Raw genomic sequence first — 23,890 nt, 5'->3', positions numbered from 1 at the left:
CCGAGCCCTGCGTCCCACCCTCCCCCGAGCACCCGAAAGGCCCCTTCATGCACTCCCTTCCCCCCTCCCCGGTCCGCTTCGAGCACCTGCCCGACGGCCTCGGCATCGGTACGAGCACCCCCCGCCTGTCCTGGACCCCCGCCGAGGGAAGCGCCGACCAGGAGGCCTACGAAGTCGAACTCCGCCGTCACGGCCGGACACACCGCACCGGCCGTATCGCCGGGGCCGACCACGTCCTCGTGCCCTGGCCCGGCGAACCGCTCACCTCCCGCGAACGCGCCGTCGTCCGCGTACGGACCTGGTCCACGGCCGGTGACGAGCCGTCACCATGGAGCACGCCGGGCGCCGTCGAGGCCGGTCTGCTCGAAGCGGAGGACTGGATCGCCGTACCCGTCGGCGCCGACTGGGCGGAGGACCCCGAGGCCGAGCGCCGCCCGGCCCGCGTCCGCAAGCTCTTCCGGGCCGGGGACAAGCCGATCGCGCACGCCCGGCTCTACATCACCGCCCACGGCCTGTACGAAGCGGAGATCAACGGCACCCGGGTCGGCGACGAGACCCTGGCCCCCGGCTGGACCGTCTACCCCCACCGCCTGCGCTACCGGACCCACGACGTCACCCGGCTCGTCACCGGCGGCACCAACGCCATCGGCGCCTGGCTGGCGGACGGCTGGTACCGCGGCAGGTACGGCTTCGACGGCGGCACCCGCAACATCTACGGCACCGACCAGTCCCTCATCGCCCAGCTGGAGATCACCCACACGGACGGCAGCGCCACCGTGGTCGCCACCGACCACACCTGGCACGCCGCCGTCGGCCCCGTCCTGACCAGCGGCCTGTACGAGGGCGAGGTCTTCGACGCCCGCCTCGACGACCCGCACTGGGCCACCGCGACCGCCGCCCCCCACGGCTGGACCCCCGTACGCACCGGTGAGCGGGACCCCAGGACCCTCGTCGCACCCCAGGGCCCGCCGGTCCGGTGCACCGAGGAGATCCCCCCGGCCACCATCACCCGCACCCCCGACGGCCGCCACCTGCTCGACTTCGGACAGAACCTGGTGGGCCGCCTCCGCATCACCGCCGACGGCCCCGCCGGCACCACCCTCACCCTCCGGCACGCGGAGGTCCTCCAGGACGGAGAGCTCGCCACCCGCCCCCTGCGCGAAGCGCACTCCACGGACACCCTCGTCCTGCCCGGCGGCGGCCCGTACACCTGGGAACCCCGCTTCACCCTCCACGGCTTCCGCCACGCCGAGATCAGCGGATGGCCCGGCGAACTCACCCGAGAGGCCGTCACCGCACGCGTGTACCACACGGACATGCGCCGCACGGGCTGGTTCGAGTGCAGCGACCCCCTGGTCAACCGCCTCCACGAGAACGTCCTCTGGAGCATGCGCGGCAACTTCGTCGACATACCCACCGACTGCCCCCAGCGCGACGAACGCCTGGGCTGGACCGGGGACATCCAGGTCTTCGCCCCCACCGCGGGCTTCCTCTACGACTGCGCCGGCATGCTCGACTCCTGGCTCACCGACGTCGGACTCGAACAACTCCCCGACGGCACCATCCCCTGGTACGTCCCCGTCATCCCCGGCGCACCCATGTGGACACCGATCCGGCCCGGAGCCGCCTGGGGCGACGTCGCCACCCTCACCCCCTGGGCCCTCCACCAGCGCTTCGGCGACCTCGAACTCCTGCGCCGTCACTACCCGACGGCCAGGGCGTGGGTCGACCTCGTGGAGAAGCTCGCAGGACCCGACCGGCTCTGGGACACCGGCTTCCAGCTCGGCGACTGGCTCGACCCGGCCGCCCCACCGGACGACCCGGCCGCCGGCCGCACCGACCGCCACCTCGTCGCCACCGCCTACTTCGCCCACTCCGCCCGCCACCTCGCCCACTCCGCCCGCGCACTGGGCCACACCGACGACGCGACCCGTTACGACACGCTCGCCGACGAGGTCACCTGGGCGTTCCGCGGCCGATACGTCCACCAGGACGGCCGCATGACCAGCGACAGTCCCACGGCCTACGCCCTCGCCATCGCCTTCGGGCTCCTGGACACCGCCCGCCGTCAGGCCGCGGGCGACCGCCTCGCCGCACTCGTCGACCAGGACCGTGCCCGTATCGCCACCGGATTCGTCGGCACCCCCCTCATCTGCGACGCGCTGACCGACACAGGCCACCTCGACACCGCCTACCGCCTGCTGCTCGGAACCGAATGCCCCTCGTGGCTCTACACCGTCACCATGGGCGCCACCACCATCTGGGAACGCTGGGACAGCCTCCGCCCCGACGGCACCCTCAACCCGGGCGGCATGACCTCGTTCAACCACTACGCCCTCGGCGCCGTCGCGGACTGGCTCCACCGGGTCGTCGGCGGCATCGAGGTGGTGGCCCCGGGCGGCAGGGCCCTCGCCTTCAGACCGCGCCCGGGCGGCGGCATCACCTGGGCCCGCACCCGCCACGAGACGCCCCACGGCACGGCCTCGCTGTTCTGGGAAACCACCCCCGGCGGCATGAACGCCCGCGTCACGGTGCCGCCGAACTGCACCGCCGTCGCCGAGCTGCCCGGTGGTGAGCCCGTCACCCTCGGCCCCGGAACCCACACCCTCGCCACGACCGCACGCGACTGAGCCCAGGACCGGCGGCGAAAAGACCGGGCCGCTTCCCCCACACCCTGTACGGCCCGTCACCGGCCCATGCCCCTGCCGTCACCGGGACACGCCCCCACCGCCCAGTACCTCGTATCTCGTACCTCGTTCCGTGCCCGCGATCGGCGGGCCCCCGACCCCGTCACGTCCACCGCCAGGAGAGCCGCTGTGAACCGACGCACCTTCCTGTCCTCCGCCATCGCCACCGCTGTCGCCGTCAGCATGGCCCCCGCGGCCGCTGCCCAGGCGATCACCGCCACCGACCCCCGTGTCTTCGAGCGGGCCGACGCCCTTCTCGCCCGGATGACGGCCGCCGAGAAGGAGGCCCTCGTCCGCTGCGACTTCGCGGCCCTCGGCCACCTCGGCATCCCGGCCCTGACCATGGTCGACGCCTCCGCCGGGCTGCGCGGCGAACAGAACGTCACGGCCTTCCCCGTACCCCTCGCCCAGGCCGCGACCTTCGACGAGGACCTCGCCCGTCGCATCGGCGTCGCCATCGGAACGGAAGGACGCGCCAAGGGCTACAACAACCTCCTCGGCCCCACCGTCGACCTCACCCGCACCTGGCACTTCGGCCGCCAGGCCGAGACCCTCGGAGAAGACCCGCTGCTCGCCGGCCGCCTCGGAGCCGCCCTCACCACCGGCATCCAGAGCCGTCGGGTCACCGCCACGGTCAAGCACTTCGCCGCCTACACCCAGGAGGTGAACCGCTTCTTCACCGACACCCTGGTGTCCGACCGGGCCATGCACGAGATCTACCAGGCGCCGTTCCGCCGGGTGATCGCCGCCGCCCCCACCACCTCGGTCATGATGGCCTATCCGAAGATCAACGGGACCTTCGCCACCCAGCACCCCCGGCTCTTCGACGACGTCAAGAACCGCCTCGGGCTCCAGGGCTACACCGTCCCCGACTTCTGGGCGGGCGACGACCAGGTCGCCGCCGCCAAGGCCGGCATGGACCTCGCCGGACTCGGCCCCGCCGGCGTCAAACTGACCCCCGGCGCGCTCACCGACGGATCCGTCCCGGCCGCCCGCCTCCACGACGCGGCCCGCCGCGTCCTCGTCACCATGGTCGCCAACGGCCTCGTCGACCACCCGGTACCCGCCCCGGCCCAGGACGTCAGCACACCGGAGCACAAGAGCCTCGCCCACGAGGCCGCCCTCGCCTCCACCGTCCTGCTCGTCAACCGCTCCTCGGCCCTGCCGCTCCCCGCCACGCTCAGGTCCCTCGCCGTCATCGGCCCGGCCGGTACCGACACCCTCACCGGGGTCGCCGGCTCCACCTACGTCGACCCCGGCACCTGGACCACCCCCCTCCAGGCCATCAAGGCCCGGGCCGGCAGCGGCGTGACCGTCACCCACGCCCAGGGCACCACCGGCGACGTCCCGTTGACCACCGTCCCCGCCACCGTGCTGCGCACCTCCGGCGGAGCCGCCGGCCTCACCGGCCGCTACTACGCCACCCCGGAACCGGCGGGAAGCCCGGCCGTCACCCGAACCGACAGCGCCGTCGACTTCACCAGCGCTCCCGTCGACACCCTCCCCGCGGTCTGGTCCGCGACCTGGTCGGGCACCCTGACCCCGACCCACACGGGCCTGCACCGCTTCTCCCTCCTGCCCGCCGGCACCGCCACCCTGAAGATCGACGGCGTCACCGTCGTCTCCGGATCCCGGGGCACCCGGCGCTTCTTCCTCGGCACCTACGACTACCCCCTCCAGGGCACCGTCGAGCTGACCGTCGGCAGGCCCGTACCGATCGAGCTGACGTACGGCAACGCCACGGCCGATCCCGGCACGTGCGGCCTCACCCTCGGCTGGCAGCCGGCCTCCCTGATCCCGGCCGCCGTCCGGGCCGCGCGCACCGCCGACGCCGCCGTCGTTTTTGTCAACCGGATCGCCGGCGAAGCCATGGACCACGAGCGGCTCGCCCTCCCCGCAGACCAGAACCAGCTCATCAGCGCCGTGGCGGCGGTCAACCCGCGCACCGTCGTCGTCCTGAACACCGACGGGCCCGTGGCGATGCCCTGGCTGGGCGAGGTCGAGGCCGTCGTCCAGGCCTGGTACGGGGGCCGCGGCATGGGCACGGCGCTCGCCGCCGTCCTGTTCGGCGACGGCGACCCCTCCGGCCGACTGCCCGTCACCTTCCCCGCCGACACCGCCCAGGGCCCCGGCACGACGGCCACGACCTATCCGGGCAGGAACGGCGCCGTCTCCTACGACGAGGGAATTGCGATCGGCTACCGCTTTTACGACGCCGAGGGGCGGCAACCCCTGTTCCCCTTCGGACACGGCCTGTCGTACACCACCTTCGCCCACGGCTCCCTGGAGGCCGCCCACGACGCCGCCGGAGGGACCGTGACCCTCTCCGTCACCGTCACCAACAGCGGTGGCCGGCAGGGCACCGACGTCGTCCAGGTGTACGCCACGCTCCCCGGGGCGGCGGCCGCCGAACCGCGCCGGCTCGTCGCCTTCCGCAAGGTCACGCTCGCCCCCGCCGCCAGGCAACGCGTCACCTTCACCGTCCCGGTGGACGACCTGACCGTCTGGAACAACGGGGAGTGGACCCTCGTCCCCGGCCCGTACACCTTCGCCACCGCACGCGACTCGCGGACCGTGACCGCGCGGCGGACGATCACCGTCGGCTGACCGTCCGCGGGACCCCCGGCTCCCGGAGCCGGGGGTCCCGGCCGCCTCAGCGGGCGCCGAAGACCTGGGTCCAGTACGGGCCGTCGGCGGTGTGTATGCCGACGCCGATCTCCTTGAAGTCGCAGTTGAGGATGTTCGCGCGGTGACCGGGGCTGTTCATCCAGGACTCCATGACCTGCTCCGGGGTGCTCTGCCCCATCGCGATGTTCTCGCCGTACGTCGACCACGGGTAGCCCGCGGCCGTGACGCGTTCCCCCGGGCCGTCGCCGTCCGGATCGGTGTGGTCGAAGAAGTCCCGGGCGGCCATGTCGTCGGAGTGTCCCTGAGCCGCCCTCGTCAGGGTGGCGTTGGCGCTGAGGGGCCCACAACCCGCCTTGGCCCGCTCGGAGTTGACCAGTGCGACCACCTGGTCCGCCGCCGAGCTCCGGCCGCCGTCCTGCTGCGGACCGGCGTCCGTACCGCCCGTGGGGGCGGTGGTCCTCGGCGGTGCGGAGGCCGTGGCTTCGGAGCCGCCGGCCGGGGTGGTGGGGCGCTGCGTCGTGGGCGTCGCGGTGGTGGGCCGGGGGCTCTTCGCCGGCGTGGACACGGCCGGCTTGCGGGCGCCCGGTGCGGTGGAAGCGGAAGCGGAAGCGGGCTTGGAGGCGGGCACGGAAGCCGAGGCGGATGCGGAGGCCGAGGGGGACGCGGAGGTCGTGGACGGGGCGGCGGTGAGCGTGCCCGGCTCGTTCGCCAGGGGCAGGTCGAGACCCGGGGCGGCCGCCCGGTTCACCTCGAGGACCTCCCGCTGCCCGTCACGCCCGGAGTACAGCGAGAAGGCACCTCCGGTCACCGCGACGACGGCGATCCCGGCCGTGACGGCGGCGCGGCGGCGGGAGCGTTCGTCGGCCTGGCGGCGCTTCCTGCGGGCCGCGCGGGTGCTGCGCCGGCCCACGGCGGCGGTGGAGGAATCGGCGGGACGGGGAAGGACGACGTAGGTCTCGGTCGGGGCGTCGGGGACGGCCACGGCGGGCGCGGCGGCGGTGTCGGAGGCGACCGCGGTGGGCGCGGCGGCGGGCGCGACCGCGCCGATTCCGGTGGTGCAGGGGGCGCAGTGGGCGGTGTGCCGGGCCAGCTGTTCACGCCAGGGGGCGCTCGGGTGTCCGTCCCAGGCGGCGGCCCACCGGTGGAGGGCGGGGCAGCGGGGTTCCCGGGCGAGAGCGGTGGTGACGGACCGGGCCTCGGCCAGGCGTACGCGTACCGTCTCCATCCGGAGCGCGGTGTCGTGCGGCGACCAGTTCAGCGCGGCGGCCGTCTCGTACCGGCTCAGGCGCCCCTCCTCCTCCAGCGACCACAGTGCCGCGAGGACGCCGTCCTCGACGTCCAGCCAGCGGACCTCCTCGCCGAAGCCGGTGCCCGGGGCGGCGAGGCGCGTCGGGTGCCCGGGGAAGGCGGAGGCGTGGGCAAGGGTGCTCTCCACGGTGATCGCGACGAGCCAGGGCCGGAACGCCTCCGGGGAGGGGAGGGCGCCCCGTGCGAACTCGACGCGGCCCAAGGCGTCCCGCACGACGGCGTGCACGGCCGCGTCGGCGCCGGGCCGTCCGTCGAGGGCGCGGGCCGCGAGGGCGTGGACGAGCGGCTGACAGGCGGCGACGAGGCGCTCGCGCGCCCAGGGGGCGTCGTACTGCGCCGCCCGTATCAGTTCCGCATCCGTCAGCTGCTCAAAACCCGTGGTCCGCTGCACGCCGTCCGTCCTTCGCTTGCCTCTTGTGGAGTTCCCTGCGCAGGGGAGAGCCTCGACCCGGGACGGCGACAACGGAAAGAGGGAGACCGAAGGGGTGACGTGGGTCACAGGACGTCGCGCGCCGGCGTACCGGTGCGCCGCCCACAGGAACGGGGCCCGCGTCCGGTCGGCAGGGCCCGCGCGCCATGTGCCGGTTCCGGCCGGGGCGCCGTACGGGAACCGGCGGGCGAGCGGGAGAGGGGCTCCGCCCGGGGTGCCGACGGCGGGCCGCGGTGGGCCGCGGTGGGCCGTGGTCGGCCGCGCCGCCGGATCGCCGCCCGCTACGGCTGCGGGGCCGTCCCTTCGAGCCGGTACAGCGTGGGCACGGAGACCTTGATCGGCTCCTGCGTGGTCCGGGCGATCACGACGACCGCGGGCTCGTCCGGGTCGGGGTTCTCCTCCCGGTGCGGGACGAACGGGGGGACGAGGAAGAAGTCCCCGGGGGCGGCGGCGAGCCGTACCTCCTGTGTGCCGTCGTGGTAGACGAACACGGGGTGACCGCTGACCACGAAGATCCCGGCCTCCGAATCGCCGTGGTGGTGGTTGTCCGTCGAGCTCAGCGGGGGGTTCTCCACCAGGCCCATCCAGAGCTTCCTCGAGCCGACGGTGCCTCCGCTGATGGCGGCGTAACCGTCCAGTTCGCCGGAGCGGACGTGATGGACGCGGTTGTTGACCGGCGCGCGATCACCGGAACCCGGAGCGAGTCCGGCGCCTTCACGGTTCGTCATGGTGCAGCCTCTCGGTTCGATCGCCTTGACGGGACCAGGCTGCAACCGGCTTACGGAGCGGGGCAATTGTTCTTGCCGTTCCGGCAACACGCGACGGCCCTCGCCCCGTGAGATCCAGAGCGCGGCCCCGTCCACTGCGGCCGGGCTCGGCGGTACGAACCGGCCGTCGTGACAGTCCGCTCACTCCACCGCCCGCGAGGCGGACGCTTCGATCCCCGATGCCCGCAGTGTGCGCGCCAGGAGCTCCATCTCGGGCAGCGTCCCCGAGTACCGCCCGGTCGGGACCTGGTCCAGCACCGCCTTGACGCCGTCCAGGCCGAGGCCGAGCTCCGTCCGCAGCACCCGCATGACGGCGGCGTTCCGCGTCGGCGGGCTCACCCGCGGTCTCGCCCGCCCATGCGCGGAGAGCAGCCGGCCGCGCGTCTCGTCCGACAGGTCGCCGTCACAGACGGCCAGGGCGAACCCGCACGCCGGGCACGTCGTCTCGACGTCCCACCGCAGCGCCTCGCCCACCAGCGCCTGGACGCCGCACCACTCTGCCTCGGCACCGCACGCCTGGCACGCGGCGGAGTATGTGACGGTCTCGGTCAAGATCGACTTTTCCATGCTCCCCCTGAAGTCGCCGCGGGCACCACTCGGGTCAGCCGCCTGCCGTCATGCCGCCTGCCGTCATGCCGAACCGCCGTCGGCCGGCGAAGGCACGGCGTGCGGGCGGAGGACCATGAGCGAGTCCTCCAGGGCCGCCACCATGGCGAAGGGGAACCGGTCGACCTCGAGACAGAGTGCGACGTCCTCAGGGTGAACTCCTTGACGCACACCCTCCGTCAACTCGGCGGCGGCGCGCGACTCGGCAGCGCGGCGGACGAACCCGACGGCATCCGTCCCGGCCCCCACGGCCCTCCCCGCGATGTACTGAGCACACGCCAGGTCTTCGTCGGCCCGACCGTCCTCGCCGGTGACCACGAACGTGACCCTGTCGCTCCTGTGCGTCCGCAGGAGCCGAGCCGTTGCCTCCGCCACCACGAAGCCGGCGCACAGCACCAGCGACGCCTCCCTGACCGCGAGGGCGCCGACCGTCCCCGCCGTGGTCTTCTGCACGACGGTCCGTCCACCGAGGTCGGCGGACCGCAGCATGCCCGGTGAGTTGACCATGTCGAACCCGGGCGCGGGCGGACCGTCCTTGAGCACCGTCCAATCCGGGTGGCGGGCCTTGAGCGCCAGGGCCTCGTCCAGCGACTCGGCAAGAACGATCTTCTCCGCCCCCCCGGCCGAAGGCCCAGGCGGCCACCGTGAAAGCGCGCATGACGTCGACCACGACCGCCACGGACGGGACTTCGGACAGTTCGGCGATACCAAGGAAACGAGCCTCCATCCGGTCATGATCGCGCGTAACCCGTCCCGAAGCGCCCAGGTAGTGACGCACGTCATGTCGAGGGCCATCGCGCCCCGCCCCGGCCTGGCGACGCGCCGAAGTCCTCATGGCCCGACGCGGCGGCCAGGCCGCCCTCCTTTCCCGCTTCGTCCGCGTACTGCGCACCCTCACCCCCCACCTCGCCGGCGCCGCCCGGCTGCCCTACCGGCACATCGCGCTCTACAGCGTCGTGGCAGCACCCGCACGGGCGGCAGCGGAAGCCGGCGCGGGATACGCGGCAGCCGACTCCATAGGGCGCCTCCTCACCTTCGGCGGCCCCGCCATCGCCCTCGCCGCACTGACGGCGGCAGGGCTCCTGGTGATCCGCGCCCAAGCCGCCCGGCGCCGCGGCTCCTTCTGACGGGTCCGACGCCCCCTGGCACCCGGCCGCGCCGGGCCGTTGAACGCTTCTCACTCCTCGTCGGCGGCGCCTGTCCCGCGTACTGTGGCTTCGCATGACCGAATCCGAGATCGAGATCACCGCGGAGCTGGTGCACGATCTTCTCGAGGACCAGCATCCGGACCTCGCCGGGCCGGCCGTCCGCGAAGTGGTGGGCGGCTGGGACAATCAAATGTGGCGCCTCGGGGACGAGTTGGCCGTGCGCATGCCGCGCACGGAACGTGCCCCGGATCTCCAGCGCAAGGAGTGCCGGTGGCTGCCCGTCCTGGCCCCGCGCCTGCCGCTCCCCGTTCCGACTCCCGTGCGGATCGGCGAACCGTCCGCGCGCTTCCCGAAGCCCTGGAGCGTGATGACGTGGGTTCCCGGCGAACCGCTCGACTCCGCCTCGATCAGCCGCGGCGACCACGCGGCCGACGCTCTGGCGGGCTTCCTCGGGGCGCTCCACGTGGAGGCTCCCGCCGACGCGCCGGTCAGTGAGGACCGCGGCGCCCACCCCAAGGAGTGCACGGACGGCTTCGAGGGGTTCCTGCGGGCCATCGCCCCCGACGGCGTCCCCGTCGACGTCCGGGCCGTCCGGGCCGTCTGGGACGACGCCGTCGTGGCCCCCGAGTGGGAGGGCCCGCCGGTATGGCTGCACGGTGACCTCCATCCCGCGAACGTCGTCGTCTCGGACGGGACGCTCTCGGGCGTGATCGATTTCGGTGACATGTTCGCCGGCGATCCGGCGTGGGACCTCGCGGCCGCATGGCTCCTCCTTCCCGCGGGCGCGGCCTCACGGTTCTTCGAGGCGTACGCGCACGCGGACGAGGCGACGGTCCGGCGCGCCCGGGGGCTGGCCGCCCTGAAGAGCCTCTTCCTCGTCCTCATGGGCCAGAACGGGGACCGGGGCCTTCCCGGCGGCAAGCCGGCATGGGGACCCGCGGGCCGGGCCGCGCTCGATCGTGTTCTGGCGTCCGGTCCGGGCCGGCCCTCTCCCGCACAGGCGCATCGCGCGCCCGAAGGGTGAGCCGCGTCTCACCGGGGCAGGCTTGCTATGCAACGAGGTGCATAGCAAGATCGGGCGCATGGCGCTCGACCACGCGATCCTCGTCTCCCTGCTCGAGAAGCCCGGGTCCGGATACGAACTGGCCCGGCGCTTCGAGCGGTCCATCGGGTACTTCTGGACCGCCACCCACCAGCAGATCTATCGCGTGCTCAAGCGCATGGAGAGCGACGGCTGGATCGACGTCCGGGACGTGCCGCAACAGGGCCGCCCGGACAAGAAGGAGTACTCCGTCGCCGACGCCGGGCGGGACGCGCTCTCCGCGTGGCTGCACGAGCCGATCGAACCCGAGAGCGTGCGGCACGACCTCGCGGTGAAGATCAGGGGCGCCGCCTTCGACGACCCGGCCGCCCTGATCAGCGAGGTCGAACGGCACCGGCAGGCGCACACCGACCGGCTCGCCCGCTATCTCGCGGGCGAGACGCGGGACTTCGGCGAGCCCGGTGGGTCCGGCGAGCCCGTCACCGGCGGACCGCTCGACGCCGAGCGCGAGCTCCAGCACGTCGTGCTGCGCGGCGGCATCGCGTACGAGCGGATGATGATCGCCTGGCTCGACGACGTCCTCGCCACGCTCGGCCGGTTCCGGGCCGAGCACTGAAACCTCCTCCCGCACCACCACCCTCATCCCGAGCCGGAAAGGCGGACGTCATGGCCGACCCGCTGCTGTTCAACCCGCACACCTACGACCCGGCGCACTTCGACCCGGAGACCCGTCGACTGCTGCGCGCCACCGTCGACTGGTTCGAGGCGCGCGGCAAGCGCCGGATCATCGAGGACTACCGGACCCGGGCCTGGCTCGGAGACTTCCTCGCCTTCGCCGCAGAGGAGGGGCTCTTCGCGACCTTCCTGACCCCGTCCTCCGCCGCCGGCGAGCAGGAGGGCGACAAGCGCTGGGACACCGCCCGCATCGCCGCCCTCAACGAGATCCTCGGCTTCTACGGCCTCGACTACTGGTATGCCTGGCAGGTCACCATCCTCGGCCTCGGCCCGGTCTGGCAGAGCGACAACGCGGCCGCCCGCGCCCGTGCCGCCGAACTCCTCGCCCAGGGCGAGGTGTTCGCCTTCGGACTCTCCGAGAAGTCCCACGGCGCGGACATCTACTCCACCGACATGCTCCTGGAGCCCGACGGCGAGGGCGGCTTCCGCGCCACCGGCTCCAAGTACTACATCGGCAACGGCAACGCGGCCGGCCTCGTCTCCGTCTTCGGCCGCCGCACCGACGTCGAAGGCCCCGACGGGTACGTCTTCTTCGCCGCCGACAGCCGCCACCCGGCGTACCACCTCGTCAAGAACGTCGTCGACTCCTCCAAGTACGTCAGCGAGTTCCGCCTGGAGGAGTACCCGGTCGCCGTCGAGGACGTCCTGCACACCGGCCGCGCCGCCTTCGACGCCGCCCTCAACACCGTCAACGTGGGCAAGTTCAACCTGTGTACCGCCTCGATCGGCATCTGCGAGCACGCGATGTACGAGGCCGTCACCCACGCGCAGAACCGCGTCCTGTACGGCCGGCCCGTCACCGCCTTCCCGCACGTGCGGCGCGAGCTGACCGACGCGTACGTCCGGCTCGTCGGCATGAAGCTGTTCAGCGACCGCGCCGTCGACTACTTCCGCACCGCCGGTCCCGACGACCGCCGTTACCTCCTCTTCAACCCGATGACGAAGATGAAGGTGACCACGGAGGGCGAGAAGGTCATCGACCTGATGTGGGACGTCATCGCGGCCAAGGGCTTCGAGAAGGACAACTACTTCGCCCAGGCGGCCGTGGAGATCCGCGGACTGCCGAAGCTGGAGGGCACGGTCCACGTCAACCTGGCGCTGATCCTGAAGTTCATGCGCAACCACCTCCTCGACCCGGTCGCGTACGAGCCCGTCCCGACCCGCCTGGACGCGGCGGACGACGCGTTCCTCTTCCGCCAGGGTCCGGCCCGCGGCCTCGGCTCGGTCCGCTTCCACGACTGGCGCGCGGCCTACGACACGTACGGCCACCTGCCCAACGTCGCCCGTCTCCGCGAACAGGCCGACGCCCTCTGCGAGTTCGTCCTCAAGGCCGCTCCGGACGAGGAGCAGAGCCGCGATCTCGACCTCCTCCTCGCGGTCGGCCAGCTCTTCGCGCTCGTCGTCCACGGACAGCTGGTCCTGGAGCAGGCCGCCCTGACCGGCCTCGACGAGGACGTGCTCGACGAGCTGTTCGCCGTCCTCGTGCGCGACTTCTCCGCGCACGCCGTCGAGCTGCACGGCAAGGACTCCGCGACCGAGCAGCAGCAGCTCTGGGCGCTGGGCGCGGTCCGGCGCCCCGTCGTCGACGAGGCGCGTTCGGCGCGCGTCTGGCAGCGCGTCGAGGCCCTTTCGGGCACGTACGAGATGGCGCCCTGACCTCCCGGCGCCCTGACCTCCCCGGCGCGCCGGGGAGGTCAGGGCGCCGGGCTCCTTCGGCGTACCGGGCCCCTGCATCCTGCGCTCCCGGTGGCGTGCGGACGGGGACGGTTCCCGTCCGGACGGCACCGCGGGCGTGCGGAGGGTGAGGGGGTGGATCAGCGCGGGTCCGTCTCCCGGGGCTTCTCTCCCCATGCGGTCAGCATCCCGGCCGACAGCGCGGCGCAGTCGTCGGAGCCCAGGTACCGGACCGCCGCGTCGACGGCCACGTCGTCGACCAGACCGGTGGCGATCATCGCCGCTCTGCTCCGCTCCCACGTGTCCGCCCAGAAACGGCTGAGGGGACTGCCGGGCGTCAGCGCCGGCACGTGGATCTCGGCGGCGACGCGCACAAGCCCCGCCCCGCGCAGGAGTTGGGGGTAGGACGGCACCCAGGAGACGTCGGTGCCGATGGTGGCCCGCAGCCCCTGCCACATCGCCCGCATCGCGACGGTGTACGGCGTCATCGGCGTCCGGTCGCCCGTCAGGTCGACCGCGTCGCTGAGCACCAGCACGCCGCCCGGTGCGACGAGTTCGGCGAGCCGTGCGATCAGGCGCTCGTGCTCGGGCAGGTGCATCAGGACGAAGCGCGCGTGGACGAGCCGGTAGCGGCCGGGCACGAAGTCCGAGGCCGTGACGTCCGCCTCCCGTACGTCGAGCCCGGGTACGGCCCGCTCCGCGAGGAAACGGACGTCGCGGTCGACGGCGAGCACGCTCGTCACCCCTGCCTCGTCGAGCAGCCGACGGGAGACCGTGCCCGTGCCGGCGCCCACGTCGAGGCAGCGCCAGCCCGGACCGGCCCCGAGTGCCCGCAGCCGCGTCATGGTGATCTCGTCGTAGGCGAGGGCGCCGAAGTCGATGCGCTCGCCCTCGCCCGCCTGCTCGGGGCGGAAGACGGCCTCGCCGTAACGCCCGCCGCCCCCCGCGGCTCCGCCCGCCGCGTCCCCGCCCGGCCCGGTGGTCACGCCGTCGCCGGCGACGGCGTGACGGCGAGGGGGGCGTCGAACGGTGTCATGGTCGTACCTCTCGTACGGTGAACGGGGCCGGGTGGCGGTCCCGGGGCCGCCGTTCCGCCGATCCTCCACCGATCGCCGCCGCCCGCCCGGCCGGGGCGCGCCGCGCCTGAGCCGATCGGACCAAGGGGTGCGGTAGGCGCGGCAGCCGTGCCGGACCCCGTCCTTCTATCTCCAATCTGCGTTGTTCCTAGAATGGCCGGGTGGAGGACATCGAAGCGATCGCGGCACTGCAGGATCCGGTGCGACGCCGTCTGTACGAGTACGTGGCGGCCCAAGGCCGTGAAGTGGGCCGCAACGAGGCCGCCGAGGCGGCCGGGGTGACGCGCACGCTCGCCGCGCACCATCTGGACAGACTGACCGAGGCGGGGCTCCTCGAGAGCGGCAGTCGCCGGCTGAGCGGCCGCTCGGGGCCGGGGGCGGGCCGCCCGGCCAAGGTGTACACGCGGGCGCGTGCCGAGCGGTCGGTGTCGCTGCCGGCCCGTGACTACCGCACCGCCGCCGAACTCCTTGCCGAGGCGGCGGAGGAGGCCGGGCTCGACGCCGGGCTCCGCGCGGCCGCGCGACGGCGGGGTGAGGCCCTGCGCGGCTCGGCGGCGCCCTGCGGTGACCTCGAAGAGGCCATGGAGGTGCTGGCCGCCCGGGGCTACGAACCGCACCTGGAGGGCGCCACCGGTTCCGAAGGCGAGGAAGGGCCGACCGGGGCGGTGGCCGCGCCTGTCGTCCGTATGCGCAACTGCCCCTTCCACGTCGTCGCCGAACGCTTCCCGCCGCTCGTCTGCGGTATGAACCTCGCGCTCCTCGAAGGACTGCTCGGTGCGGACGCTCCCGTCCGTGCCCGCATGGACGCGCGACCGGGGGAGTGCTGCGTGGTGGTCGAAGCCTCCGGAGACGAGGAAAGCTTCTAAAAGCAATGAAGATTGACATAGAAAAGCGGCTCGTGCTGGGATGAAGCCATGACCGCAGCCGCGCACACCGCCCACCTCGCCCAGCTCAACGTCGCCACGCTCAGCCATCCCATCGACGACCCGCGCATCGCGCCCTTCGTCGAGCTGCTCGATCCGGTCAACGCCGCCGCCGACGGCGCGCCCGGCTTCGTGTGGCGGCTCGTGGAGGACGGGGCGGCCGACGCCACCGGCATGCGTCCGGCGGGGGAGGACGTCATCATCAACATGTCGGTGTGGGAGACCCAGGAGGCCCTGTGGGACTTCACCTACCGCAGTGGCCACCTGGAGGTCATGCGGCAGCGGCGCGCATGGTTCGAACGGCACGTCGAGGCGCACCTCGTGCTCTGGTGGGTCCCCGCCGGCCACATCCCGACCGTCACCGAGGCGCTGGACCGGCTGGCCGACCTGCGGGCGCACGGGCCGTCCCCGCGCGCCTTCACCTTCGCCTCCTCCTACACGGCGGCCGAGGCGGCCCCGCACCTGGAGACCGCTTCACCGGCCCGGACGGAGTAGCCGCTCAGGAGACCGCTTCACCGGCCGGACCGAGCAGCGGCCCGGGAGTACGGGGCCGACGCCCGCCGGGAACGCGCCGGTGCCGTGCCGGGGACGCGTCGGTTCCGTGGGGCAAAGGGGTGCTCAGCCCCGGCGGCAGAGGCCTCCGTTCGCGCGCGCGGACGATCCGGGTGAAGCTCGTAGGGCTGGGGGTCGGGCCGCCACGGCGTCTTCCCGACCGCCCGCGCCGCGTCCGCGCCCACAACCGGAGGTCCTCCCGTGCCGGCATCGAAGCACTCCAAGGTCCACCTGGTGGGCGGAGGCATCGGCTCCCTCGCCGCGGCCGCGTTCCTCGTACGCGACGCGGGGGTCCCGGGGAAGAACGTGCGCATCCTGGAGCAGCTGCCGATCGCGGGCGGTTCGATGGACGGCGCCCCGGCGCCGACGCGTGAGGGCGGATACGTCACCCGGGGCGGCCGGATGTTCGAGGAGGAGCACTACGTCTGCCTGTGGAACCTCCTGGAGACGATCCCCACCCTGGACGACCCGGCGATCTCGGTGCGCCAGGAGATGCTCGCCTTCAACAGCGGGCACCCCACGGACGCCAAGGCCCGCATCATCAACGCCGACCGCACCATTGCCGACGCCTCCCGGCTCGGCCTGGACACGCGCGACCGCGCCGACATGACCCGGCTGCTCGCCCTGCCGGAGCGGGTGATCGGGGCCCGGCGCATCGACGACTTCTTCCAGCCGCACTTCTTCACCACCAACTTCTGGTGCATGTGGCGGACCACGTTCGCCTTCCAGACCTGGCACTCGGCGATCGAACTGAAGCGGTACTTCCTCGCCTTCATCCAGGAGTTCGACCGCATCCACACCCTGTCCGGGGTGCGGCGCAGCAGGTACAACCAGTACGACTCCGTGATCCGCCCGCTCCAGGAATGGCTCACCGCCCAGGGCGTGCGCACCGAGTTCGGTGTCACCGTCGCCGACGTCGACTTCTCCGGCCCCGCCGCGCGCCGGATCTCCCGGCTCCATCTGGAGCGGGACGGAGCCGGGGCCGGGACGATCGAACTGGGGGAGGACGACTACGCGTTCCTGACCCTCGGCTCGATGACCGCCGACGCCGCGTACGGCGACAGCACCACCGTCCCCGAGCTGATCCGCGACAAGCGGGACGGCTCCTGGCGGCTGTGGGAGTCCATCGCCAAGAACGCCCCCGACTTCGGCCGCCCCAGCGTCTTCTGCGGCAACATCGACGAGACCAAGTGGGAGTCCTTCACCCTCACCATGACCGGTCGCACCCTTCTGGACCGCATCCAGGAGTACACCGGCAACGCCCCCGGCGAAGGCGCCCTGATGACCTGGAAGGACTCCCGCTGGCTCCTTTCGGTCGTGGTGCCGGCCCAGCCCCACTTCCGCGACCAGCGGGAGGACACGTACACGCTGTGGGGGTACGCGCTCTTCGGCGACGTCCCCGGCGACCACGTGCCCAAGAAGATGGACGACTGCACCGGCGCCGAGATCCTCGACGAGCTCCTCGGCCACCTCGGCTTCGACGACATCGCCGACGAGGTACGGGAGACCACCCGGGTCACCACCGTCCAGATGCCCTACATCGACGCCCAGTTCCAACGGCGCGTCGCCACCGACCGCCCCCTCGTGGTCCCGGACGGTGCCCAGAACTTCGCCTTCCTCGGACAGTTCGTCGAGATCCCCGAGGACGTCGTCTTCACCGTCGAGTACTCGGTCCGCTCGGCCATGCTGGCCGTCTACCACCACTTCGGCGTCGACAAGGAGATCCCGGCGATGTACCACGGCCTCTCCGATCCGAAGATCGCCTGGTCCGCGCTGCGAACCGCCTTCGCCTGATGCGGCGGGTGGCGCGAATGAACGCGGAACCCGAAGAGCCGCGGGAGGCCGACGCCCCGGGCCCCTGGGACGAGGCGGTCCTCGACGCGGTGTTCACCCAGTCCGACATCGGCGTCCACGTCCTGGACACGGAACTGCGCGTCGTCCGCGTCAACATGGTCGCCGTCGGCATTCGCGGCATCCCGGCGGAACGGCTCGTCGGTCTGCCGGCGGCCCAGGCCTACGCCCTCGCCGGGGTGGACGTCGACGAGGACGTGCTGCGCGCCGTTCTCGCCACCGGCCGTCCGGCGCTCGACCGGATCGTCACCGGCCGGCCCCTCACCGCTCCCCGGAGCGAACACGTCTTCTCCGCCTCCGTCTACCGTCTCCAGGACGCCGCCGGACGCGTGCTCGGTCTGGTCATCACCAGCACGGACGTCACCACACGCGAAAGGGCACAGGCCCGGCTGCGGCTGCTGCAGAACGCCCACGAGCGGATCGGCACCAGCCTCGACGTGGAGCGCACCGCGCAGGAGCTCGTCGACGTGACGCTGCCGCGGTTCGCCGACGCCGTCGTGGTCGCCCTCACCGACACCGTGCTGAGGGGAAGGGAGCCGGGCCTGCGGTCCCGCACCCCGGCCCCCCTCCTGCGCTGCGCCGCGGCGGCCCGGACCGGCACAGGACCGCCGGTGCCGGCGGCGGGCGCCACCCTGCTCCCGGGGATCTTCGGCGACACGCTGCCGTCCGAGGCCGTGCTGCTCCCGGACGGAGGGAACGGCGGGGCCCACGGGACGCGCCTCGTCGCCCCGCTGACGGTACGGGGGCAGATCTTCGGGGTCGTCGCCTTCCAGCGCACGGACGACGCCGAGCCGTACGACGCGGAGGACGTCGAACTCGTCACGGCCCTCGCGGACCGCACGGCGACCTGCCTGGAGAACGCCCTGAGGTTCACCCGCGAACACGTGATCATGACCGCGCTGCAGAGCTGGCCGCTGCGCCAGGAGGAGGCCACCCAGCGGGCCGTCGACGTGGCCCAGCGGCACCGCCCCGGCGGGAGCGGCGCCGGCGCCTGGTTCGAAGTCGTCCCGCTCCCGGGAGCGCGGGTGGCGCTCGTCGTCGGGCAGGTCGAACACGCGGGACTCAGCGCCGTCGCCACCATGAGCCGGTTGCGGACCGCCGTCCACAGCCTGACCACCCTCGACCTGGACCCCCACGAACTCCTCGCCCGCCTCCACGACACCACGCTCCGCCTCGCGGCCGAGCACACGAACGCCTCGGAGGAGGACCGCCCGACGGCGAGCTGCACCGTCGCCGTCCACGACCCCGTCGGCGGACGGCTCGACATCGCCCGCGCCGGCAGCTCCCTCTTCGTCGTCGTCCGGCCCGACGGGTCGATCGACACGAAGCCCGTCGACGAAGGCCCCCTGCTCGGCGCCGAGGGCCCGCCCTTCGCCTGCGCGGAACACGTCCTGCCCGAGGGCAGCACCCTCTGCATGGCCTCGCCCGCCACAACAGGAGACGGCGACCCCCGTACGGAGGACCTCATCGGCGCCCTCGGACACCCGGGCCGTGACGTGGAGGCGATGGCGGACTCCGTGGAAGGGCTCCTCGCCCGCGACCGCGTCCTGCTCCTCGCGCGGACCCGCCATCTGCCGCCGAGCGAACTGGCCGAGTGGAGCGTTCCCTTCGACTTCGCGGCCGTCGGCACCGCGCGGACGTACGTGGAGGAGTGCCTCCGGCAGTGGGACCACCCCGCCGACCCGTTCACGGTGACGCTCCTCGTCAGCGAACTCGTCACCAACGCCGTGCGCTACGGCGCCGCGCCGATCACGCTGCGGCTCATCAGGGACTCCGCCACCTCGCTGATCTGCGAGGTCGGCGACGCGGGTCAGGCCGCTCCCCACCTCCGCCACGCCAAGGCCGTCGACGAAGGGGGCCGTGGCCTGCTCATCTGCGCCACCCTCGCGGAGAACTGGGGCGTGCGCTACACCGACGAGGGCAAGACCGTCTGGGCCGAGCTCGCGGAGGACGGCCTCACGGACGCCTGACGCGGCTTCACCAGCCTTCGCCCGACGTCACTTCGAGACGGTGTCGTCGGGCCGGATCCCCGAGGCGGGGCGGCAGCCGGCCGGCCCCGAGGATCTCGCCGCGGCACCCTCCCCCCGGCCGCCGCGCCCACCGGGGCGAGAATGACCGGGTGAGGTCCGCGAAGTCCACGCACGAGCCCGCCTCACCCGACCGGAAGGCATCCGCATGACCCTGCCCGCATCAGGCCGCCGCGTCCTCGTCAGCGGTGCCTCCCGCGGCCTCGGGCGGGCCGTCGCCCAGGCGTTCGCGGCCAACGGCGACCGGGTCGCCGTCCACTTCGCCTCACGCGCCGAGGAGGCCCGCGCCACCCTGGACTCCCTCGACGGCACGGGCCACACCCTGGTCGGTGGCGACCTCGCGGAGCCGGCGGGAGCCGTGGCCGTCGTCGACGCGGCGACCGGGGCGCTCGGCGGGATCGACGTACTGGTCAACAACGCGGCGGTGAACCTCCGCCACCCCCTCGCCGAGACCTCGTACGAGGAGTGGGTGGCGGTCTGGCAGCGGCACGTGTCCGTGAACCTGCTCGCCACCGCGAACCTGAGCCATCTCGCGGCCCGGCGGATGATCGACCAGGGTACGGGCGGCCGGATCGTCAACATCGGCTCCAGGGGCGCCTTCCGCGGCGAACCGGACCACCCGGCCTACGGCGCGACCAAGGCCGCCGTCCACGCGCTCGGCCAGTCGCTCGCCGTCTCCCTCGCCCCGTACGGGATCGCCGTGGCCTCGGTCGCGCCCGGATTCTTCGCCACGGAGCGGGTCTCGTCCCGCCTGGAAGGGCCCGAGGGAGCCGCGATCCGTGCCCAGAGCCCCTTCGACCGGGTCGCCGAGCCCGACGAGATCGCGGCGGCCGTCCTCTGGCTGGCCTCTCCCGCCGCCGAATGGTCGTCCGGCACGATCCTCGACCTCAACGGGGCCTCACACCTGCGCAGCTGAACCGGCCGTCCGTCCGGACGCGAGGCGGACCGGCCGCGCGGCGGACCGGACCGGGCCGGATCAGGCAGCGGTCAACGCCTCGACGAGCTGGGCGAACTCGCCACGCTGCCGACCGGTCAGCGTGGCGTAGAGCGGCGCCTGCGTCTCGTCGGTGAGCCGTTCGGCACGCTCCCACCGGGGGACCCGCGTCGCGGCGACGGGCTGCGGCTCCCGCCAGCCGTAACGGACCGCCTGCTCGACGCCGAGGTTGACGACCATCGCCTCCCCGGCGCTCAGCCCGCAGTGCCGTACCGCCGCCAGATGGCAGGCGCCACGGTGTTCCCGCAGGACGTGCACGCGCTGCATGGCCGCGCCGGCCGGGTCGTCACCGGGACAGGGCTGCGCGCGCCAGCCGGCGAACAACGGCAGCGCGTCGGCGTCGGCGGCGTCGATCAGCCGCTGTGCCAGGTGGTTGAAGCGCTCCACGTCCACGTCGGCCGGAACATGGGCACGGCCCCACGCCCGGACCGCCTGCGCATAGCCGGCGGCGGCCTCCTCCGCCGGCATCACCGGCCGCCCCGCCAGCCAGCCCGCGGTGACCAGCTCGGGGCCGAGGAAGCCCTGTACCGCCTGGACCACCGACACCGGTGCCTCGCCGAGCACCCCGAACCGTCCTCGGCAGTAGAAACCGCGGCCCGGGGCGAACCCGGCGCGCAGCCCGATGGCGGCGGTCGCCTCGTCGGACATGAACTCGTCACCGAAATCGTGCAGGGGCCCGGCCACCGCGGCGATGCACTCGAAGATCTCCATGCGCTGAAGGTCGCCCACCCCGACCCGGCAGGTCAAGGGGCTCTTTTCTGATGGATCCCTTTAGGTAATCTATCGAATCATGCTGGATATCCGCCGCCTGCACATGCTCAGGACCGTCGCAGCCCGAGGCTCGATCGCCGCGGCCGCCCAATCCCTCGGGCTGTCCGCCGGAGCGGTGTCCCAACAGCTCACCGCCCTGCGGCACGACGTGGGAGTCGATCTGCTGCGCCCCGACGGGCGAACCGTGGCACTGACGGAGGCGGGCCGGGTTCTCCTCGAACACGCGGACCGGATCCTTGGCGCCGTACGGGAGGCCGAGAGCGCCGTCGCGGCGGTCAAGGGCACGGTCGGCGCCGCCACCACGCTCGCCGCGTTGCCCTCGACCGTCGCCGGGATCGTGGCCCCTGCGCTCACCGCGCTGGGCACGGACCATCCGCGGCTCACCGTGACCTGCCTGGTGACCGACCAGGCGCAACTGCGGGAACTCACGCTCGGCACCGTCGACGTCGTGCTGGGGCAGCGGTATCACCACCTGCCCGAGGAGACGCCCCGGGGCATCGAGGTCACCCCGCTGCTCGACGATCCCCTGCTCGTCGTCACCGCCGCCCACCAGGCCACCGAACGGCCCGTCGCCCTGCGGGAACTCGCCACCCGGCCCCTCGCCGTACCGCCGCAGGACACGGACTGCGGACAGGCGATCCTGCACGCCTGCCACCGGGCCGGCTTCACACCCACGCCCCGCTACGTCACCGCCGACATCGGCGCCCAGCTCACCCTCGCACGCGCCGGCCTCGCCACCGCGCTCGTCCCCCGGACGGCCGTCGACCCGGCCGCGCCCGGAATCCGCACGGCACCCGTCGAGGGCCACCCGATCCAGCGCCTCCTGTTCGCCGCGACGCGTCGCACCGGGACGGCGGACCCTACGACCACGGCCGTCGTCGCCGCGCTGCGCACCGCCGCACGGCACGGGCCGGTCGAGCCGTCTCTCTGACGGGCCCCGGTCCAGGGACGGGCAGGGAGGCGGCTCCGGAGAACGCGGCGTCGGCCCCGGCGGGGAGCACCGAGGCCGACGCGGCGGTTCACCTTCCGGGGTTCACCAGGTGACCGTACGGCCGCCGAAGGCCGTGACGAGGCGGCCGTCCGAGGCGTAGGACCAGCTCAGGGCCCCGGCGTACGAGGAGCAGCGGGAGCCGTTCGAGCCGGACCAGAACTGGTTCGAGGTGTCGACGTCACCGATGGTCCGGTCGTTCGTGCCGCTGCCGCTGCGGCAGGAGGTGTTGCTCCGGAAGACCGAGGTGCCCGCGTCGAACGAGAAGTTGCGCTGGGCGTTGTCGACGCTGATGTTGTTCGAGATGGTCATCGAGCCCGGGTTGCTGTTGTACGTGAACCCGTGCTTGCCGTTGCGGAAGGCGATCGTGCGCCGGACCACGTGGTCGACCTTGATGTCCTCGCCGCCCAGCTTGAAGCCGTTGCGGTCGCCGGCGCCGGCCTGGGACCCGTCGCTGAGGGTGCCGTTGTCGTACGCGAGGGAGTCCTCGATCGTGACGGTTCCGATGGGGCCGGTGTCGGTCTTGGTGTACAGGTCCCAGCCGTCGTCGATGTTGTGGTGGGCCACGGCGTAGCGGAAGACGTTCCCGCTGCCGACGGTGAGCTTCGCGGCGAACCCGTCGGCGTCCTCGCCGTCGGAGTCCGCGTTGTCGTGCGACTCCGCGCTCAGTACGAGGTTGTCGGACGGCCACTGCTCGCGGGGCGTGGTGGAGGCGATGCGGGAGAGCTGCAGCCCGGTGTCGCGGTTGAAACGCGTCACCGTGCGCTCGATGACGTTGTGGCTGCCGCCGACGAAGATGCCGTTGTCGCCGGCGCGCTCGACGACGATGCCGTTGACGTGCCAGTACGAACCGTTGAGGGCCAGGCCGCGGTTGGCCGGGTCCTCGGCCATGACCGAGAAGTTCAGGACCGGGGTCTCGCCCGGGTAGGCGGACAGCTTCTTCCGGGCGGCGGCCGTGCCGTCGTTGCCCGGCGGGACGGTGATCGTCGTGGAGTGGCGGTAGGTGCCGCCGCGGAGGTAGATCGTCCCGCCTGCGGCGACGCGACCGATCGCCGAGGCGAGGGTCGTGGGATCGGACTGCGTTCCGGACGCGCCTGCCGTGCCGTTCGGAGCGACGTACAGCGCGCTGCTCGTCGGCGGCGGCGGAGTGGTGTCGCCCGTCGTGACGCTCAGGGAGTCGATGTTGGGCAGGCCGGCGGCGGTGGTGGGGTTGAGGCGGATGGTGTTGCTGCCGGCGTTCAGGTTCACGGTCAGGGTCTTGACGCTCCAGGCGGACCAGACGCCCGTGGCCTCGAAGGACGGCGACTGCACGGTGGTTCCGTTGACGGCCAGGCCCGCCGGCCGCGCTGTCGTGGTCCCGTTGGCGAAGCGGACGGCGAGCGTCGCCGTTCCGGCGGCGGGGGCGTTCACCGTGAACTGCACGTAGCCGCCGGTGCCGTTGGTGCCGTTGCAGAAGCCGCTGCCGGTGTAACCGGACCAGTCGGAGTCGACGGTGCCGCTGCAGACGGCGGGGGAGGCCTCGGCCTCGTACAGGGTGGACGCGGCGTGGGCCGGGTGCACGGAGAGGGCGGCGAGCGTGCCCGCCAGCAGGCTGACGCAGGCCGTGACGGATCGCAGATGCATCTGGGGTCTCCATGAGGGGGAATGGGCGACGTTCCGGGACTGGACGAGAAAGCGCTTTCC

The 23,890-nt window shown here is 73.0% G+C and carries 18 protein-coding genes and 1 pseudogene; 12 read left to right on the top strand and 7 right to left on the bottom strand.

The annotated features are described in order from the left end of the window. Positions 1 to 47: 47 nt before the first annotated feature. Positions 48 to 2,630: a family 78 glycoside hydrolase catalytic domain gene (locus ACFWUY_RS21860; RefSeq protein ID WP_384111168.1), complete on the top strand. Its 2,583-nt coding sequence runs from the start codon at positions 48 to 50 to the stop codon at positions 2,628 to 2,630. 186 nt (positions 2,631 to 2,816) lie between these two features. Beyond that, positions 2,817 to 5,294, top strand: a complete 2,478-nt coding sequence (locus tag ACFWUY_RS21855; protein WP_384111161.1) for a glycoside hydrolase family 3 protein — start codon at positions 2,817 to 2,819, stop codon at positions 5,292 to 5,294. Between the two features lie 46 nt (positions 5,295 to 5,340). Here ACFWUY_RS21855 and ACFWUY_RS21850 read toward each other — a convergent pair whose 3' ends face one another. The 4 genes and pseudogenes from ACFWUY_RS21850 to ACFWUY_RS21835 all read right to left on the bottom strand — a co-directional run bounded on the left by ACFWUY_RS21850 (position 5,341) and on the right by ACFWUY_RS21835 (position 9,153). Continuing rightward, positions 5,341 to 7,014: a CAP domain-containing protein gene (locus tag ACFWUY_RS21850; RefSeq protein WP_384111154.1), complete on the bottom strand. Its 1,674-nt coding sequence runs from the start codon at positions 7,012 to 7,014 to the stop codon at positions 5,341 to 5,343. A gap of 320 nt (positions 7,015 to 7,334) precedes the next feature. After that, positions 7,335 to 7,781, bottom strand: coding sequence for a cupin domain-containing protein (locus ACFWUY_RS21845; protein WP_384111147.1), 447 nt, complete (start codon positions 7,779 to 7,781; stop codon positions 7,335 to 7,337). Between the two features lie 180 nt (positions 7,782 to 7,961). Next, positions 7,962 to 8,372, bottom strand: a complete 411-nt coding sequence (locus ACFWUY_RS21840; protein WP_384111144.1) for a hypothetical protein — start codon at positions 8,370 to 8,372, stop codon at positions 7,962 to 7,964. 78 nt (positions 8,373 to 8,450) lie between these two features. Then, positions 8,451 to 9,153: pseudogene (locus tag ACFWUY_RS21835) on the bottom strand (2-phosphosulfolactate phosphatase). Positions 9,154 to 9,259: 106 nt separating this feature from the next. On the opposite strand from ACFWUY_RS21835, the gene ACFWUY_RS21830 reads away from it, so the two are divergent. The 4 genes from ACFWUY_RS21830 to ACFWUY_RS21815 all read left to right on the top strand — a co-directional run bounded on the left by ACFWUY_RS21830 (position 9,260) and on the right by ACFWUY_RS21815 (position 13,007). After that, the gene (locus tag ACFWUY_RS21830; RefSeq protein ID WP_384111141.1) at positions 9,260 to 9,553 is read left to right on the top strand and encodes a hypothetical protein; all 294 of its coding nucleotides are present in this window, start codon (positions 9,260 to 9,262) and stop codon (positions 9,551 to 9,553) included. Positions 9,554 to 9,647: 94 nt separating this feature from the next. Beyond that, entirely contained in the window at positions 9,648 to 10,598 is a 951-nt protein-coding gene (locus tag ACFWUY_RS21825; RefSeq protein WP_384111138.1) for an aminoglycoside phosphotransferase family protein, read from the top strand. A gap of 58 nt (positions 10,599 to 10,656) precedes the next feature. Further along, positions 10,657 to 11,232 carry a PadR family transcriptional regulator gene (locus tag ACFWUY_RS21820; protein WP_384111135.1) on the top strand — a complete coding sequence of 192 codons (576 nt, stop codon included), beginning with the start codon at positions 10,657 to 10,659 and terminating at the stop codon, positions 11,230 to 11,232. 50 nt (positions 11,233 to 11,282) lie between these two features. Continuing rightward, on the top strand, positions 11,283 to 13,007 hold the full coding sequence (locus ACFWUY_RS21815) for an acyl-CoA dehydrogenase family protein (protein ID WP_384111132.1): 1,725 nt from the start codon (positions 11,283 to 11,285) through the stop codon (positions 13,005 to 13,007). A 158-nt stretch (positions 13,008 to 13,165) separates the two neighbouring features. Here ACFWUY_RS21815 and ACFWUY_RS21810 read toward each other — a convergent pair whose 3' ends face one another. Next, complete coding sequence (locus ACFWUY_RS21810; RefSeq protein ID WP_384111126.1) at positions 13,166 to 14,011, bottom strand: class I SAM-dependent methyltransferase; 846 nt, start codon at positions 14,009 to 14,011, stop codon at positions 13,166 to 13,168. Between the two features lie 251 nt (positions 14,012 to 14,262). Here ACFWUY_RS21810 and ACFWUY_RS21805 point away from each other — a divergent pair, with 251 nt between their 5' ends. The 5 genes from ACFWUY_RS21805 (at position 14,263) to ACFWUY_RS21785 (ending at position 20,370) form a co-directional block, all read left to right on the top strand. Next, the gene (locus ACFWUY_RS21805; protein WP_384111123.1) at positions 14,263 to 14,967 is read left to right on the top strand and encodes a helix-turn-helix transcriptional regulator; all 705 of its coding nucleotides are present in this window, start codon (positions 14,263 to 14,265) and stop codon (positions 14,965 to 14,967) included. A 48-nt stretch (positions 14,968 to 15,015) separates the two neighbouring features. Continuing rightward, entirely contained in the window at positions 15,016 to 15,519 is a 504-nt protein-coding gene (locus ACFWUY_RS21800) for a DUF3291 domain-containing protein (protein ID WP_384111115.1), read from the top strand. Between the two features lie 258 nt (positions 15,520 to 15,777). Continuing rightward, on the top strand, positions 15,778 to 17,370 hold the full coding sequence (locus tag ACFWUY_RS21795) for an oleate hydratase (RefSeq protein ID WP_384111108.1): 1,593 nt from the start codon (positions 15,778 to 15,780) through the stop codon (positions 17,368 to 17,370). A 17-nt stretch (positions 17,371 to 17,387) separates the two neighbouring features. Continuing rightward, positions 17,388 to 19,397, top strand: coding sequence for a SpoIIE family protein phosphatase (locus tag ACFWUY_RS21790; protein WP_384111103.1), 2,010 nt, complete (start codon positions 17,388 to 17,390; stop codon positions 19,395 to 19,397). A gap of 205 nt (positions 19,398 to 19,602) precedes the next feature. Beyond that, positions 19,603 to 20,370: an SDR family NAD(P)-dependent oxidoreductase gene (locus ACFWUY_RS21785; protein WP_384111100.1), complete on the top strand. Its 768-nt coding sequence runs from the start codon at positions 19,603 to 19,605 to the stop codon at positions 20,368 to 20,370. Positions 20,371 to 20,430: 60 nt separating this feature from the next. On the opposite strand, the gene ACFWUY_RS21780 is transcribed toward ACFWUY_RS21785, so the two are convergent. Then, positions 20,431 to 21,159: a hypothetical protein gene (locus ACFWUY_RS21780; protein ID WP_384111097.1), complete on the bottom strand. Its 729-nt coding sequence runs from the start codon at positions 21,157 to 21,159 to the stop codon at positions 20,431 to 20,433. 79 nt (positions 21,160 to 21,238) lie between these two features. Between ACFWUY_RS21780 and ACFWUY_RS21775 the strand changes: the two genes are divergently transcribed. Further along, a complete protein-coding gene (locus tag ACFWUY_RS21775) occupies positions 21,239 to 22,150 on the top strand; it encodes a LysR substrate-binding domain-containing protein (protein ID WP_384111094.1) in 912 nt (303 codons plus the stop codon). Between the two features lie 102 nt (positions 22,151 to 22,252). On the opposite strand, the gene ACFWUY_RS21770 is transcribed toward ACFWUY_RS21775, so the two are convergent. Continuing rightward, entirely contained in the window at positions 22,253 to 23,830 is a 1,578-nt protein-coding gene (locus ACFWUY_RS21770; RefSeq protein ID WP_384111091.1) for a carbohydrate-binding protein, read from the bottom strand. Between the last annotated feature and the right edge of the window lie 60 nt (positions 23,831 to 23,890).

The organism is Streptomyces sp. NPDC058664, assembly GCF_042716635.1.
Classification (GTDB): Bacteria; Actinomycetota; Actinomycetes; order Streptomycetales; family Streptomycetaceae; genus Streptomyces.
The sequence above is the reverse complement of the archived record's forward strand: the minus strand, read 5'-3'. Positions and strand labels throughout refer to the sequence as shown.